General features: G+C 72.9%; 15 protein-coding genes. 5 read left to right on the top strand and 10 right to left on the bottom strand.

Annotated elements, in window-relative coordinates; all coding sequences use genetic code 11:
- Window position 1: 1 nt before the first annotated feature.
- Genes ACZ63E_RS30885 through ACZ63E_RS30855 form a run of 7 tightly spaced genes read right to left on the bottom strand, consistent with a single transcriptional unit; the run spans window position 2 to window position 5,775 of the window.
- Window positions 2-511 (bottom strand): hypothetical protein, encoded by a 510-nt coding sequence (locus ACZ63E_RS30885; RefSeq protein WP_465339667.1) that lies wholly within the window; start codon window positions 509-511, stop codon window positions 2-4.
- Window positions 512-534: 23 nt separating this feature from the next.
- Window positions 535-996 (bottom strand): tRNA (cytidine(34)-2'-O)-methyltransferase, encoded by a 462-nt coding sequence (locus tag ACZ63E_RS30880; RefSeq protein WP_465339666.1) that lies wholly within the window; start codon window positions 994-996, stop codon window positions 535-537.
- A gap of 3 nt (window positions 997-999) precedes the next feature.
- Window positions 1,000-1,425 (bottom strand): acyl-CoA thioesterase, encoded by a 426-nt coding sequence (locus ACZ63E_RS30875; protein WP_465305202.1) that lies wholly within the window; start codon window positions 1,423-1,425, stop codon window positions 1,000-1,002.
- Window positions 1,426-1,442: 17 nt separating this feature from the next.
- Window positions 1,443-2,387, bottom strand: coding sequence for a TAXI family TRAP transporter solute-binding subunit (locus tag ACZ63E_RS30870; RefSeq protein WP_465339665.1), 945 nt, complete (start codon window positions 2,385-2,387; stop codon window positions 1,443-1,445).
- Window positions 2,384-3,778, bottom strand: a complete 1,395-nt coding sequence (locus ACZ63E_RS30865; protein ID WP_465339664.1) for a sensor histidine kinase — start codon at window positions 3,776-3,778, stop codon at window positions 2,384-2,386. The genes ACZ63E_RS30870 and ACZ63E_RS30865 overlap by 4 nt, the downstream gene beginning before the upstream one ends.
- Before the next feature lie 4 nt (window positions 3,779-3,782).
- A complete protein-coding gene (locus ACZ63E_RS30860) occupies window positions 3,783-4,451 on the bottom strand; it encodes a response regulator transcription factor (protein ID WP_465339663.1) in 669 nt (222 codons plus the stop codon).
- A 7-nt stretch (window positions 4,452-4,458) separates the two neighbouring features.
- Window positions 4,459-5,775 carry an MFS transporter gene (locus tag ACZ63E_RS30855; RefSeq protein WP_465339662.1) on the bottom strand — a complete coding sequence of 439 codons (1,317 nt, stop codon included), beginning with the start codon at window positions 5,773-5,775 and terminating at the stop codon, window positions 4,459-4,461.
- A gap of 184 nt (window positions 5,776-5,959) precedes the next feature.
- On the opposite strand from ACZ63E_RS30855, the gene fabG reads away from it, so the two are divergent.
- Both fabG and fabI read left to right on the top strand, forming a co-directional pair.
- Window positions 5,960-6,664 (top strand): 3-oxoacyl-ACP reductase FabG, encoded by a 705-nt coding sequence (gene fabG, locus ACZ63E_RS30850; protein WP_465339660.1) that lies wholly within the window; start codon window positions 5,960-5,962, stop codon window positions 6,662-6,664.
- Window positions 6,665-6,704: 40 nt separating this feature from the next.
- Window positions 6,705-7,472, top strand: a complete 768-nt coding sequence (gene fabI, locus ACZ63E_RS30845; RefSeq protein ID WP_465339659.1) for an enoyl-ACP reductase FabI — start codon at window positions 6,705-6,707, stop codon at window positions 7,470-7,472.
- Between the two features lie 3 nt (window positions 7,473-7,475).
- Here the strand turns inward: fabI and ACZ63E_RS30840 are convergent, their stop codons facing one another.
- Window positions 7,476-8,636 (bottom strand): Cmx/CmrA family chloramphenicol efflux MFS transporter, encoded by a 1,161-nt coding sequence (locus tag ACZ63E_RS30840; protein ID WP_465339658.1) that lies wholly within the window; start codon window positions 8,634-8,636, stop codon window positions 7,476-7,478.
- Between the two features lie 68 nt (window positions 8,637-8,704).
- A complete protein-coding gene (locus ACZ63E_RS30835; RefSeq protein WP_465339657.1) occupies window positions 8,705-9,286 on the bottom strand; it encodes a TetR/AcrR family transcriptional regulator in 582 nt (193 codons plus the stop codon).
- A gap of 87 nt (window positions 9,287-9,373) precedes the next feature.
- On the opposite strand from ACZ63E_RS30835, the gene ACZ63E_RS30830 reads away from it, so the two are divergent.
- A complete protein-coding gene (locus tag ACZ63E_RS30830) occupies window positions 9,374-10,417 on the top strand; it encodes a ferrochelatase (protein WP_465339823.1) in 1,044 nt (347 codons plus the stop codon).
- Here the strand turns inward: ACZ63E_RS30830 and ACZ63E_RS30825 are convergent.
- A complete protein-coding gene (locus tag ACZ63E_RS30825; protein ID WP_465339656.1) occupies window positions 10,414-11,211 on the bottom strand; it encodes a hypothetical protein in 798 nt (265 codons plus the stop codon). The genes ACZ63E_RS30830 and ACZ63E_RS30825 overlap by 4 nt on opposite strands.
- 100 nt (window positions 11,212-11,311) lie before the next feature.
- On the opposite strand from ACZ63E_RS30825, the gene ACZ63E_RS30820 reads away from it, so the two are divergent.
- Together ACZ63E_RS30820 and ACZ63E_RS30815 are read left to right on the top strand one after the other, a co-directional pair.
- Window positions 11,312-12,709: an ATP-binding protein gene (locus tag ACZ63E_RS30820; RefSeq protein ID WP_465339655.1), complete on the top strand. Its 1,398-nt coding sequence runs from the start codon at window positions 11,312-11,314 to the stop codon at window positions 12,707-12,709.
- Window positions 12,706-14,670, top strand: coding sequence for a vWA domain-containing protein (locus ACZ63E_RS30815; protein ID WP_465339654.1), 1,965 nt, complete (start codon window positions 12,706-12,708; stop codon window positions 14,668-14,670). Before ACZ63E_RS30820 ends, ACZ63E_RS30815 begins: the two co-directional genes overlap by 4 nt.
- Window positions 14,671-14,676: the final 6 nt, after the last annotated feature.

The raw sequence follows: 14,676 nt of genomic DNA, 5'->3' as shown, positions 1-14,676 counted from the left end.
CTCAGGCTCGGCGGACGCCGTAGAGGCTTCCGCCGAGCAGGGTCACCCCGGAGAGCACGCCGCTCACGAACGGGACCCACTCCGCCGCGCTGCCGAGCAGGGCCAGACCGACCACGCCGAGCACCGTCAGCACGACCCCGACCACCAGGATCGAGCGGGTCTTCCACGCCGCCGCCAGCGCGACGAAGTGGAGCCCGACGATCGTCGCGATCCACGCCACGTTCGCCTGGACCGGCGCGTCCAGCAGGCTGAGCACGAAGAACCCGGCGACCAGCAGCACCACTTCGCCGATCACGATCACCCGGTAGCTCGGCCCGAACATCGGCCGGCCCTCGAGCGTCGGGCGGCCGCCGGCGCGGACGCCGAGGACCACCACGGCCGCCAGCGCCAGCACGGCGAGGGCGCGCAGCACCCAGGCGAGCGCCGCCGGCACCGGGGGGCCGGAGTTGACCAGGACGAACACGGTGCCGAACGCGGCGCCGATGAGCGCCCCCAGGAACTGCTGTCGCATCGGGCGAACCTACCGGACGGTGATCACGCGCCCGCGAAGCCGTTCTGCCGCCACGCTTCGTAGACCGTGATCGCCGCGGTGTTGGCCAGGTTGAGCGAGCGGCTCGTCGCCAGCATCGGCAGCCGGACGCGGTCGGTCACCTCCGGCGCGTGCTGCACCGCGTCGGGCAGGCCCACCGACTCCGGCCCGAACAGCAGCACGTCTCCGGCCGCATAGGAAACGTCCGTGTACAGCCGCGTCGCCGACGCGCTGAACGCGTAGACCTTCGCCGGCAGCAACACTTCCCACGCTTCCGCCAGCGACGCGTGCACCCGCACCCGCGCGAGGTCGTGGTAGTCGAGCCCGGCCCGGCGCAGCTGCTTGTCCTCCAGCGTGAACCCCAGCGGCTCGACGAGGTGCAGCTCGCACCCGGTGTTCGCCGCGAGGCGGATCGCGTTGCCCGTGTTAGGCGGGATTTCCGGCTGGTAGAAGAGAACGCGGAACACGGCTCAGGCCTCGGGCAGCAGGGCCGCGTAGACCTTGCGGACGGCGTCCGGGGGCGCCGCCGGCCGCAGCGTCGCCGGGTCGATGAACACGTACCGGATGTTCGCCGCCAGCACGAGTGTCCCGGCGCGGCGGATCTCGAAGTCGAAGATCATCGACGTCGTCCCGAGGTGGCTCAGGTACTGGGAGACGACCAGCTCTTCGTCGTAGCGGGCGGGCGCGCGGTACTTGAGGTTCGCCTCCGCGACCACGACGTCGGTGCCCTGGGCGAGGAACTCCTCGTGCGAGCCGAACAGCGCCTTCTCCGTCTCGAACGCGCACATGTCCACATAGGCCAGGTAGTGGGCGTTGAACACGATGCCCTGGCCGTCGCACTCGTGGTAGCGCACACGCAGCGGCATCTCGACGATCGGGCGGCGGGGTGCGGTCACGAAGGCCAATCTAGCGGTCAGCCGTGCAGGGCCCGGTAGGTGGCCGCCGCGCCCGGGTGCAGGGGCACCGGCTGGGTGCCGATCAGCGTCCGCACGTCGAGGAACTGCGTCCCGACGGCCTCCGCGGGCACCAGGGCGGTCGCGCGCTCGACGAGCAGTCGCACCACCGCGGTGGCGACGTCGGCGGGCAGCGCGGGGGAGCACACCAGCAGGTTCGCCACGCCGATCGTGCCCAGCGCCCCGACCCCGCGGTACGCGCCGTCGGGCACCTGGACCTGGTCGTACACCGGTCCGTACGCCGCCCGCAGCGGCGGGACGAGCGTGTCGAGCGGGAGGAGCGCGATCGGCGTCGTCCGGGTGAGGTCGGCGAGCTTCGGGGTCGGCACCCCGCCGGACCACAGCATGGCGTCGATCCGGCGGCCGGCCAGCGCCTGGACGGCGTCGTCGAACAGCAGGTGCCGGGCGTCCACGGTGACGCCGGCCTTGGCGAACAGGCGCTCGCCGAGCTGGGCCGCGCCGGAGCCGCCCGCGCCCAGCGATACGGGCCGGCCCGCCAGGTCGGCGAGCCGGCGCACCGGCCCGTCCGCCCGCACCACGAGCTGCAGGTAGTTCTCGTAGACGCGGCCCAGCGCGAGCAGCGGCACCCGCGCCCCGAACGGCGCGCCACCGCCGAGCGCGGTCTGGGCGACGTCGGCGAGCACCAGCCCGAGGTCGGCCTGCCCGCGCTGCACCAGGCCGACGTTGGCGACGCTCGCCTCGGTCGGCACGGCGGTGGCGTGCAGCAGCGGCTCCGCGCGGCTCAGCTCCGTGACCAGCAGCTCGGCGAAGGCCAGGTAGAACCCGCCGCGCTCGCCGGCCGCGATCGTGACCGCGCGCTCGGCGCCGGTGTAGCCGGACGTCGAGCAGCCGGCCAGGGCGAGACCCAGGCCGCCGAGCAGGGCGGTGCGGCGGGTGAAGGTCATCGCGGCGCCTCCCGCAGCGGCAGCGTGACGCGGGCTTCGAGGCCGTGCGGCTCGGCCTGGCGCAGGTCCAGGACCCCGCCCCGGGTGCGCACCTGCTGCTGCGCGATGGCCAGCCCGAGCCCGGTGCCGCGCGGCGCGCCCTCACCACCCGCGCGCCAGAACCGTTCGGTGGCCCGTGCTCTGTCCTCAGTGGACAGACCGGGCCCGTCGTCGCGGACGACGAGCGTCGCGGTGTCCGCGCCCGCCTCCCAGTCCGTGGTGATCTTCGCGCCGCGCCCGGCGTAGTGGACGGCGTTGTCCAGCAACACATCGAGGATCTGCGCGAGCTCGCCCTCGGGGCAGCGGACGGTCACCGGCGCATCGTGGCCCGGTGGCGGGACGAGCCCCGAACCGGCGTCGTCGGCCACGGGCCGCCACGCGTCGACCCGTTCGGCGAGCACGGACGCCAGGTCGCAGGACTCGTCGGCGCCCCCGGCCGCGACGCGCGTGGCGGTGCTCTCGGCCAGCGCGAGCGCCAGCATCCCGTCGAGGAGCTTCTCCAGGCGTTCGACCTCGGGGACGGTCGCGCGGTAGGTGGCCTCGTCACCCTCGACCCGCCCGGCGAGCGAGTCGACACGCAGCCGCAGCGCGGCCAAGGGGTTGCGCAGCTGGTGCGAAGCGTCGGCGACCAGCCGGTGCTGCTGGTCGGCGGCTTCGAGCACGGCCTCGGACATCCGGTTGACCTCCCCGGCCAGCGACCGCAGCTCACGCGGCCCGGCGCGTTCCGGGACGTGCGCGCGGTGCCCGGCGGCGACGGCCAGCACCCCGGTCTCCAGCTCGTGCAGCGGCCGCACCATCCACCGGGCCAGCACCACGGCGAACAGCACGAACACCACCGCGACCAGCAGCGCGCCGGCGCCGATGGTGCCCCAGCGGGTGGCGACGTCCGCGGCCGCCGCCGTCACCGACGCCCGCAGCACGACCACGCCGGACACCCGCGTGCCGGTGCCGACCGGCCGCGCGAAGTAGGCCGGTTCGGCTGACCACGGGCCGAGCCGGTCGACGCGGGGCGCCGGCTCGTTGCGCATCGTCGCCTCGACCAGCGTGTGCACCGCCGGGTCGGCCGCGGTCAGCCCGCCCGCCTGCACCAGCGGCACGCGCCGGGCGTCGACGATGACAACGCCTTCGCCGTACAGCTCGGCGTAGCGGGCCGCGTCGGCGGCGAGCGCCGCCGGGTCGCGCGTGTCGACGGCCTGCTGGGCCAGCACGACGAACCGGTCGACGTCGGCGGTGCGGGAGATGACCAGCTCCTGGGTCCGCTGCTCGGCCGTCGACGTCAGCAGCGGCACGGCGAACGCGGCGACCACCGCGAGGGCGAGGGCGACCAGGACGACGAGCAGCCGGGCGCGCACGGGGTCAGTCCCGGCCGAGCCGGTAGCCGAAGCCGCGGATCGTGGTGAGCAGTCCCGGCCGGTCCAGCTTCGCGCGCAGCCCGGTCAGGTGGACGTCGAGCGAGCGCGACACCGCGAGGTAGGCGTCGCCCCACACCTCGTCCATCAGCTGCTGGCGGCTGACCGCGGTGCCGGGCCGCGCGGCGAGCACGGCCAGCACCTCGAACTCCTTGTGCGTCAAGGAGATGTCGTTCCCGGCGACCCGCACCCGGCGGGCGCGCAGGTCGATCTCGACGTCCTCGAACCGGACGACGTCGCCGGCCGGCGCGTCGCGGGCCACCGCGCGCCGCACGACGGCGTCCATCCGGGCCAGGAGCTCGGCCAGCCGCACCGGCTTGACCAGGTAGTCGTCCGCGCCGAGACGCAGGCCGCGCACCACGGACCGCTCGTCACCGTGGGCGGTCAGCACGATCACCGGCACCGGCGAGACCGCGCGGATCTTGCGCAGCACGTCCAGCCCGCTGATGTCGGGCAGGCCCAGGTCGAGCAGGACGAGGTCGGCGTCGCGGTGGCCGTGCAGGGCGTCGGCCCCGCGGCCGACGCTGGTGACGGGATGACCGCGCGCCTGCAGCGACTCGGCGAGCGCGGCGGCGACCCCCGCGTCGTCTTCGACGAGGAGCACGCGCACGGTCATCCCTTTCTCAGCGCTCTTCGAGCTCGGACGTCTTCGAAGTTTCCCGCATTGTGCCGTAGACGATCAGGGAAACGAGGACGCAGCCCGCGACGTAGTAGAAGAACACCGACTCGTGCCCGGCGCTCTTCAGCGCCTGCGCGATGAGCTCCGCGGTGCCGCCGAAGATCGCGACCGTCAGCGCGTAGGGCAGGCCGACGCCGATGGCGCGGATCTTCGTCGGGAACAGCTCGGCCTTCACGATCGCGTTGATCGACGTGTACCCCGCCACCACGACGAGCCCGGCCAGGACGAGGAGGAACGCGCCGACCGGGTTCCGGGTCGAGCCCATCAGCGTCATGATCGGCACGGTGAGCAGCGTGCCCGCGATGCCGAAGAACAGCAGCAGCGGGCGGCGGCCGATCCGGTCGGACAGCTTCCCGGCCAGCGGCTGCAGGATCGCCGCCAGCAGGATCGCCGAGAACAGGATGATCGTGACGGTGCGCCGCGGGATGTGGGCGGTGTTCTCGAGGAACTTCTGGCTGTAGGTGGCGAAGGTGTAGAAGGCCACCGTGCCGCCCAGCGTCAGGCCGACGACGAGCGCGATCTCCTTGGGGTACTTGGCCAGCGCGCGCAGCGTGCCGCGTTCGCCGGTCGTCTTGGCTTCGTCCGCTTCACGCGTGTAGCTCTCGGACTCGTCCATCCCGCGCCGCAGCCACATGACGCTGAGCGCGGCGACCGTGCCGACGCCGAACGCGATCCGCCAGCCCCACGCTGTCAGCTGCTGTTCGGTGAGCAGGCCCTGCAGGATCAGCTGGAGGCCCAGGGCGAGCAGCTGGCCGCCGTAGAGCGTCACGTACTGGAAGCTGGAGTAGAAGCCGCGCTTGCCCGGCGTGGCCACTTCGGACAGGTACGTCGCCGAGGTCGAGTACTCACCGCCGACCGACAGGCCCTGGATCAGCCGGGCGACCAGCAGCAGGATCGGCGCCGCCAGGCCGATCGTGTGGTAGCTCGGCGTGACGGCGATGAGCAGGGACCCGCCCGCCATCAGCGTGACCGAAAGCACCAGCGCGCTGCGGCGGCCGAACCGGTCGGCGAACCGGCCGAGCATCCAGCCCCCGAGCGGGCGCATGAGGAACCCGACCGCGAACACCGCGGCGGTGCCGAGGAAGGCGGCCGTGGTGTCGGTCGTCGGGAAGAACGACTTGGCGAAGTACGTGGTGAACGCCGCGTAGGCGTACCAGTCGTACCACTCGACCAGATTGCCGATGGAGCCGCGCAGCACGTTGCCGATCACGCGTTTCTCGCTGACGGCCCCCGTGCTGGCGCCGCTGATCCGGGTTGTCATCGTCGACCTCCTGTGTTGCGACTCACGGTGACCAACCAGCGGGTAACCAGCAAGGTCGGAGGGCAGTTCCTAACACCCGCTTAGGACGGTCGCGGACACCCCGGGCGCGGGTGCGCGGCCCGGCGGAGCTGCCGATAACCTCGTGCCCGACAGCCGCGCACGGTCGACGAAGAGGGAGAACACAGTGGGACGGTCGGTCTTGGTCACCGGGGGCAACCGGGGCATCGGTCTGGCGATCGCCCGGGACCTCGCGGAGCAGGGACACCAGGTCGCCGTCACGCACCGTGGTTCGGGCGCGCCCGAAGGGCTGTTCGGGGTCCAGGCGGACGTCACCGACTCCGAGCAGGTCGACGCCGCGTTCAAGCTGGTCGAGGAGCACCAGGGCCCGGTCGAGGTGCTGGTGTCCAACGCCGGCCTGACCGATGACACGCTGTTGATGCGGATGAGCGACGACCAGTTCGAGCGCGTGATCAACGCCAACCTGACCGGCGCCTACCGGGTCGCGAAGCGCGCGTCGCGCGGGATGCTGCGCGGCAAGTGGGGCCGGTTCGTCTTCATCTCCTCCGTCGTCGGCCTCTCGGGTTCGGCCGGGCAGGCCAACTACGCGGCCAGCAAGGCCGGGCTGGTCGGCTTCGCCCGCTCGCTGGCCCGTGAGCTGGGCTCCCGCAACATCACCGCGAACGTCGTCGCGCCGGGGTTCGTGCACACCGACATGACCGACGAGCTGTCCGAGGACCGCAAGAAGCAGATCCTCGCGCAGGTGCCCTCCGGCCGGTACGCCGAGCCGTCGGAGATCGCCGCCGCCGTGCGCTACCTGGCCTCGGACGAAGCCGGCTACGTCAACGGCGCGGTGCTGCCCGTCGACGGCGGCCTCGGCCTCGGCCACTGACCCTTCTCTAGTTTTCCCGAACCCAAGACCTGGAGGACCCGTGCCCGGACTGCTCGAAGGCAAGCGCCTGCTGATCACCGGCATCATCACCGACGCCTCGCTCGCCTTCCACGCGGCCAAGATCGCGCAGCAGGAAGGGGCGACGGTCGTGCTCACCGGCTTCGGCCGGATGTCGCTGGTCAAGACCATCGCGAAGCGGCTGCCCCAGCCCGCGCCGGTGATCGAGCTGGACGTCACCAACCAGGAGCACCTCGACGGCCTCGCGGACAACATCCGCGAGCACGTCGACGGCCTCGACGGCGTGCTGCACTCGATCGGTTTCGCGCCGCAGAGCTGCCTCGGCGCGCCGTTCCTCGACGCGCCAGCGGACGACGTCAAGGTCGCCATCGACGTCTCGGCGTACTCGTTCATGTCGCTGTCGAAGGCGTGCCTGCCGCTGCTGGGGCGCGGTTCCTCGATCGTGGGCATGGACTTCGACGCCCGCGTCGCGTGGCCAGTCTACAACTGGATGGGTGTCGCGAAGGCCGCGCTCGAGTCGGTCAACCGGTACCTGGCCAAGGAGCTGGGCCCGCAGGGCATCCGCGTCAACCTGGTCAGCGCGGGCCCGATGAAGACCATGGCCGCGAAGTCGATCCCGGGCTTCTCGGACCTCGAAGACGGCTGGGGCGACCGCGCGCCGCTCGGCTGGGACAGCTCGGACCCGGACCCGACGGCGAAGAGCGTCTGCGCGCTGCTGTCGGACTGGCTCCCGGCCACGACCGGCTCGATGATCATGGTCGACGGCGGGGTCCACGCCCTCGGCATCTGAGCCTCACACGGTGATCGGCTCGCGGTCGTCGTTCCGCTGGACGGCGACCGCGACCGTGAGGGCGACCACCGTCGCCGCGCCGAGGGCGATCCCGGTCCACGCCACGCTGGGGAAGCCCAGACCGGCGCCGATCGCGACACCACCCAGCCACGGCCCGATCGTGTTGCCGACGTTGAACGCGGCCGTCGTGCTGGCGCCGACCAGGGTCGACGTGCCGCCGGCGACGGCGTAGGTCCGCACGTTCAACGCCGGGTTCGCGCCGAACCCGGCGGCCCCGAAGACGAGCACGGCCGCGACGGCGACCACCGGGTCGGTGGTCAGCGCGAGGACGAGCAGGGACACCAGCGCCAGCCCGATGCAGCCGTAGAGCGTCGCGAACGGGTGCCGGTCGGCCAGCCGCCCGCCGGCCGTGATGCCGATGAGCGCGCCGACGCCGAACAGCGCGAGGACACCCGGGACCCAAGACTCCGGCAGGCCGTCCGTCTCGGTCAGCAGCGGGGCGAGGTAGCTGAACGCGGCGAAGATCATGGCCTGGCACAACGCGATCACGCCCAGCGCGAGCCACACCCGGCCCCGCCGGTAGAGCCGCAGCTCCGTCCGGACGTCCAGTCCGCCGCCGGTCGTCTCCGGCACCAGCGCGGCCACCCCGGCCGCCGCCAGCAGCGTCACCGCCGCCACCGCCCAGAACGCCGTCCGCCAGCCCGCGTGCTGGCCGATGAACGTGCCGGCGGGCACCCCGGCGATGTTCGCCACGGTCAGCCCGCCGACCAGCACCGCCATCGCGCGCCCGCGCCGCTCGACGGGGACCAGCGCGATCGTCGTCGCCACCGCGACGGCCCAGAAGCCCGCGCAGGCGAGCGCCGCGACGACCCGCGTCGCGAACAGCAGCGCGTACCCGGTGGCGAGGGCACCCACGACGTGGGCGCCGAGGAAGACGGCGAGCAGCGCCAGCAGCGTCCGGCGGCGGGGGAGCCGGAGCGTGGTGATCGCCAGCAGCGGCGCGCCCACCACCATGCCGATGGCGAACGCGGAGATCAGCAGCCCGGCGTCGGGGATGCTCACGCCGAGGTCGGTGGCCATGCCGGGGAGCAGGCCGGTGATCATGAACTCGGACGTGCCCAGCGCGAACACGCTGAGCCCGAGGACGAAGACGGCCAGGGGCACGGGGTCTCCTCAATTCTGTATCGGACGGTTCAAAATTGCGGCACGACTGGACGGTCGTCGGGCGGGGCTCAGCGAGTGACGGCGGCGAGGGCGAGGTCCGCGACGGCGTGCATGGCTTCGCCGCTCGCGCCCCGGCGGGACATCAGGCGCAGCCCGGAAATGGTGCTCAGCAGGTACTCCGCGACGTCGGCCGGGTCGCGGCCGGGCTGCAGGCTGCCGTCGAGGACGCCTTCCCGCGCGCACTCGGCGAGGAGGGCGAGCTGGTGGGCGGTGTCGCGGTGCAGGGCTTCGCCGATCTCGTCGTCGGGAGTGCCGAGCTCGGCGAGCGTGTTCACGACCAGGCAGCCGCGGCGGCCGTGGTCGAGCTCTTCCTCGATGATCTCGCCGAACATCGCCGCGATGCGTTCGGTCACGGTGCCGGGGCCGTCCAGGACCGCTTTCCGGCCGGCCAGCCCGCGGGCGCTGTAGTGCGCCAACGTCCGCCCGAACAGGGCCCGCTTGCTGGTGAAGGTGTTGTAGACACTGCTGCGCCCGAGCCCGGTGGCCTCGCACAGGTCCTGCGTCGACGTCGCCTCGTAGCCGCGGTCCCAGAACGCGTTCATCGCGCTCTCGACGGCGGCGGACTCGTCGAACTCCCGTGGCCTGGCCATGCGACCACCGTACCAGGGTTTTGGACCGGTCGATTCATAACCGGCCCGCGTCAGCGTGCGGGCCGCCACATCGGCAAGATGGCAGGGGTGGGATACGACGCGTTGCTGTGGCTTTCGTTCGGCGGTCCGGAAGGGCCCGAAGACGTCATGCCGTTCCTCGAGAACGTCACCAGGGGCCGGGGAGTGCCCCGCGACCGGCTGCTCGAGGTCGCCGAGCACTACCGGCACTTCGGCGGGGTTTCGCCGATCACCAAGCTGAACCGCGACGCGATCGCCGCGGTCGAGAAGCAGCTCTCGGCCGCCGGGATGGACCTGCCGGTGCACTTCGGCAACCGGAACTGGCACCCGATGGTCGAGGACACCCTCGAATCGCTGACGTCTTCGGGCGCCCAGCGGATCCTGGTCTTCCCGACGAGCGCGTACGGCGGCTACTCGGCGTGCCGTCAGTACGACGAAGACATCGAGCGCGCCCGGGCCGCGGTCGGTGCCGAAGCACCCGAACTGGTGAAGCTGCGCCAGTTCTTCGACCACCCGCTGTTCGTGTCGGCGGTGGCGGACGGCGTCCGCGCGGCCCACGCGTCACTCGGGAACGCACCGGGCATCCGCACGGTGTTCACGGCCCACTCGGTCCCGTCGAGCGCAGACCGGGCGTCGGGCCCCCCGGCCGAGGGCGGCGGTCGGTATTCCCGCCAGATCGCGGAGGCGGCTCGCCTGGTCGCGGCCGAAGCGGGCATCGAGGAGTACGACGTCGTCTGGCAGTCGCGGTCCGGGCCGCCGCAGGTGCCGTGGCTGGAGCCGGACATCGTCGACCACATCGACGCGCTGCACGCGGCGGGGGTCCCGGGCGTGGTCGTGTCGCCGGTGGGGTTCGTGTCCGACCACCTCGAGGTGATCTGGGACCTGGACAACGAAGCGGCCGAGCGAGCGGCCGAGCACGGCATGGCGTTCGCCCGCGCGGCGACGGCGGGCAGCGACCCGCGGTTCGCGGAGCTGGTGGTCGAGCTGGTCCGCGAGCACACGCACGGGGTGAAGCCGCGGAAGCTGTCCCCGTTTCCGGCAGCGGGCTGCACGGTCAACGGGGCGCCGTGCGCGGTGGCCTGCTGCGAACCGGCGAAGCGCCCGGCCCGCTAACCCTCGCGGGCCGTCTGCTCCGCGAACACCCGCACGGCCTCGTTCACCGCCGCGCACCGGGCCGTCCGCACCGCGTCCGACAGCGGCCGCAGGGCTTGCGCGCGCAGGTTCGACGCCGACGCCGACAACGCGCCGCCCGGGTCGTCCGACGACGCGATCGCGAGGATCGCCGCGATCTCCTCCGCCCGCTGCAGCACCCGCAACGCCCGCCCGGGCGTGCCCGCCGGCCAGTCCACGTCCGGGCGGGAACGCAGGTGCGCCGACAGCTCGGCACGGACGCCCGGCCGGTCGGAAGCCACGTTCAGCGCCTGGAGCGCGCCCGCGCTGTTGCGGATCGCGTCCGTCAGGCCGTGCTCGGCCTCCGCGAGCCCGACGAACTCCGGCGCGGGCGCCGCCGAGACCGAATACACCGTCCAGCGCACCAGGCCTTCGGCGATCGGCTCCGGCACCAGCCCGAAACCGAGGTCGGCGAGCACCAGCGCGTCGCCGGCGCGCAACGCCGCTTCGGTGAACGGGCCGCCGCCGCCGAGGCCGCGGACGTCGCCCGGGACCGGGAGGACCAGCTGCATGCTTTTCGCTCCCTGCGAACGCAGGGCCATCAGCAGCTGGACCGGGGTGGCCGCCCGGTTGAAGGCCAGCGGGAGGGTGAACGCCTCCGCCGCGGCCGCGTCGGCAGCGACGACGTCATGGGCTTCACCCCACGCGAGCAGGGCGTCGAGCACATCGTCGGACGCGGCGGCTCCGTTCAGCCACGCACTGGACCAGACGGCGAAGGTCGCACTGGGTCGGCACACGACGCCCTATTTTACCGGGCCGCCTCCCGCCGCGGGTGCGCGCCCACGCTGGAGTCGCTCCACGTCGACGGGCCGCCGATCCGGCAGTAGCGTCGAACGGGTGAACGCTGTTCCAGACGCTCTTCCCCGCACCGCCGGGGCCCTGCGCGCGGCCGGGTACGAGCCGCGGCCCATCGCGCAAGAGATCCACGACAACCTCCTGAACGCCCTGAAGACGGGCGAAGACGCTTGGCCCGGCATCGTCGGGTTCTCCCGCACCGTGCTGCCGCAGCTCGAGCGCGCGCTGCTGGCCGGCCACGACGTCGTCCTGCTCGGTGAACGCGGCCAGGGCAAGACCCGCCTGCTGCGCACCCTCGCCGGCCTGCTCGACGAGTGGACGCCCGTCATCGAGGGCTCCGAGCTGGGTGAGCACCCGCTCCAGCCGATCACGCCCGCGTCGATCCGCCGCGCCGCCGAGCTCGGGGACGACCTGCCGGTCGCCTGGCGCCACCGGTCCGAGCGCTACACCGAGAAGCTCGCGACGCCGGACACCTCGGTGGGTGACCTGATCGGCGACGTCGACCCGGTGAAGGTCGCCGAAGGCCGCAGCCTGGGCGACCCGGAGACCATCCACTTCGGCCTGGTCCCGCGTGCCCACCGCGGCATCGTCGCCATCAACGAGCTGCCCGACCTCGCCGAGCGCATCCAGGTCGCGCTGCTCAACGTGATGGAGGAGCGCGACATCCAGGTCCGCGGGTACACCCTGCGGCTGCCGCTGGACGTCCTGCTCGTCGCGACCGCGAACCCCGAGGACTACACCAACCGCGGCCGGATCATCACCCCGCTGAAGGACCGCTTCGGCGCCGAGATCCGCACGCACTACCCCCTGGACGTCGAGTCCGAGGTCGCCGTCGTCCGGCAGGAGGCCCACCTGGTCGCCGAGGTCGGCGAGCCGCTGCTGGAGGTCCTCGCCCGGTTCGTCCGGAACCTCCGTGAATCGCCGGTCATCGACCAGCGCTCCGGCGTGTCGGCGCGCTTCGCCGTCGCCGCGGCCGAAACCGTCGCGGCCGCCGCTCTGCGCCGCTCGGCCCTGACCGGGGAAGAGCCCCCCGTGGCCCGGCCGGTCGACCTCGACGCCGTCCCGTCGGTGCTGCGCGGCAAGATCGAGTTCGAGCCCGGCGAGGAAGGCCGCGAGATCGAGCACCTCGTGCACCTGCTGCGCCGCGCCGTCGCCGAGACCGCGCGCGAGCGGTTCGCCGGGCTGGACCTGCGGCCGCTGGCCGACGCCGTCGCCGAGGGCCACCTGGTCGCCACCGGCGAGCGCGTCCCGGGCAAGGACGTCCTCGAAGCCCTGCCGGAGCTGCCGGTGCTGCACGAGGTCGCCCTGCGCGCCGGCGTCCAGGCCGACGAACCGGCCGGGCGCATCGCGGCGGCCGTCGAACTCGCCCTGGAATCGCTGTTCCTGGCCCGGCGCCTGGCCAAGGACTCCGACGACACGACCACCGTCTACGGCCGATGACCGCGGTCCCGCTTCCCGACGGTTACTCCTACGGCCCGTGGCACGACGGGCCGGACCCGCTCGCGCCGCCGGCCGACCTGCGGGACGCGCTCGACGAGATCGGCCGCGAGGTGATGGCCGGGTCGTCACCGCGGTCCGCGCTGGAGGAGCTCCTGCGGCGCGGCACCGACCGCACCTCGGGCCTGGACGAGCTCACCCGGCGCCTGTGGCAGCGCCGGTCGCAGATCCAGCGGCGCAACAACCTCGACGGCACCCTGCAGGAGGTCCAGCGCCTGCTGCAGGAGGCCCTCGATGCGGAGCGGCGTGAGCTGTTCCCCGACCCGGACGACGAAGCGCGCTTCCGCGAGGCGCAGCTGGACGCGCTTCCGCCGGGCACGGCCGCGGCCGTCAACGAGCTGGCGAACTACGACTGGCGGTCCGAGCAGGGCCGGGAGAACTACCAGCAGATCCGGGACCTGCTCGGCCAGGAGCTGATGGAGTCGCGGTTCCAGGGCATGAAGCAGGCCCTGCAGAACGCCGGTCCCGAGGACGTCGAGCGGATCAACGAGATGCTCTCCGACCTCAACGACCTGCTCGCCGCGCACGCCCAGGGCGCCGAAGACATCCAGGAGCGCTTCGAAGACTTCATGGGCAAGCACGGCGAGTTCTTCCCGGAGAACCCGCGCACCGTCGAGGAGCTGATCGACGCGCTTGCCGAGCGGTCCGCCGCGGCCCAGCGGATGCTCAACTCGATGTCCGCCGAGCAGCGCGCGGAGCTGGCCGAGCTGACCCAGCAGGCCTTCGGCGACCCGCGGCTCGCGCAGCAACTGGCCAATTTGGACGCTCAGCTGCAAGCCGCCCGGCCGGGCGAAGACTGGACGGGTTCGGAGCGTTTCCGCGGCAAGAACCCCCTGGGCATGGGCGAAGGCGCCCAGGCGATGGCCGACCTCGCCGAGCTGGACGCGCTGGCCGAGCAGCTCAGCCAGTCCTACCCGGGCGCGCGGCTGGAGGACATCGATCTCGAATCCCTCGAGCGCCAGCTCGGCAAGGACGCCGGGGTCGACGCCCGGCGACTGTCCGAACTGGAGCGCGAGCTGCGCCGCCAGGGCCTGTTCGAACGGGCCGCCGACGGCACGCTTCGCTTGTCGCCCAAGGCGTTGCGGCGCCTCGGCGAGACAGCGCTGTCCGACATCGTGAACGCGTTGCGCGGCAAGACCGGCGACCGCGAGACCGAGTCGGCGGGCGCGGCGGGTGAGCCGACCGGGGCGTCGCGGCCGTGGCGGTTCGGGGACATGCAGCCCTGGGACGTGCCGCGGACGATCCGAAACGCCGTGCTGCGGTCGGTGTCGGTGGGGGAGAGCGCAGTCCGGCTGGACGTCGAGGACGTCGAGGTGGTGGAGACCGAGCACCGCTCCCGCGCCGCGGTGGCGTTGCTGGTCGACACGTCGTGGTCGATGGTGCAGGAAGGCCGCTGGCTGCCGATGAAGCGCACCGCGCTCGCGCTGCACCAGCTGATCAGCACCCGCTTCCGCAACGACGCGCTGCAGCTGATCACCTTCGGCCGGCACGCGATGTCCGTGGAGCTGCCGGAGCTGGTCGGGCTGGAAGGGGCGTGGGAGCAGGGCACGAACGCCCACCACGCGCTGCTGCTGGCCGGCCAGCACCTACGGCGGCATCCGGACGCGCAGCCGGTGGTCCTGATGGTGACGGACGGCGAGCCGACGGCGCACCTGGAACCGGACGGCGAGGCGGTCTTCGACTACCCGCCCCAGCCCCGGACCCTCCACAAGACACTGTCCGAAGTGGACCGGCTGGCCAAGCTGGGCGCGTCGATCACGGTGTTCCGCCTGGGTGACGACCCCCGGCTGACGGCGTTCGTCGACGTGATCGCCCGCCGGTCGGGTGGCCGGGTGGTGGCGCCGGATCTCGACGGTCTCGGCGCGGCCGTGGTGGGGGACTACCTCCGCACCCGGCGACGCTGACCCGCG

Source organism: Amycolatopsis sp. NPDC104819 (assembly GCF_055583145.1).
Note: the sequence above shows the minus strand (reverse complement) of the source record. Positions and strands in the feature narration are given on the sequence as shown.

What these genes read in the sequence shown, in the direction of transcription:
- ACZ63E_RS30885 (WP_465339667.1), bottom strand. Translation starts at nt 511, where the DNA reads ATGCGACAGCAGTTCCTGGGGGCGCTCATCGGCGCCGCGTTCGGCACC.
- ACZ63E_RS30870 (WP_465339665.1), bottom strand. Translation starts at nt 2,387, where the DNA reads ATGACCTTCACCCGCCGCACCGCCCTGCTCGGCGGCCTGGGTCTCGCC.
- ACZ63E_RS30860 (WP_465339663.1), bottom strand. Translation starts at nt 4,451, where the DNA reads ATGACCGTGCGCGTGCTCCTCGTCGAAGACGACGCGGGGGTCGCCGCC.
- ACZ63E_RS30855 (WP_465339662.1), bottom strand. Translation starts at nt 5,775, where the DNA reads ATGACAACCCGGATCAGCGGCGCCAGCACGGGGGCCGTCAGCGAGAAA.
- ACZ63E_RS30835 (WP_465339657.1), bottom strand. Translation starts at nt 9,286, where the DNA reads ATGGCCAGGCCACGGGAGTTCGACGAGTCCGCCGCCGTCGAGAGCGCG.
- ACZ63E_RS30815 (WP_465339654.1), top strand. Translation starts at nt 12,706, where the DNA reads ATGACCGCGGTCCCGCTTCCCGACGGTTACTCCTACGGCCCGTGGCAC.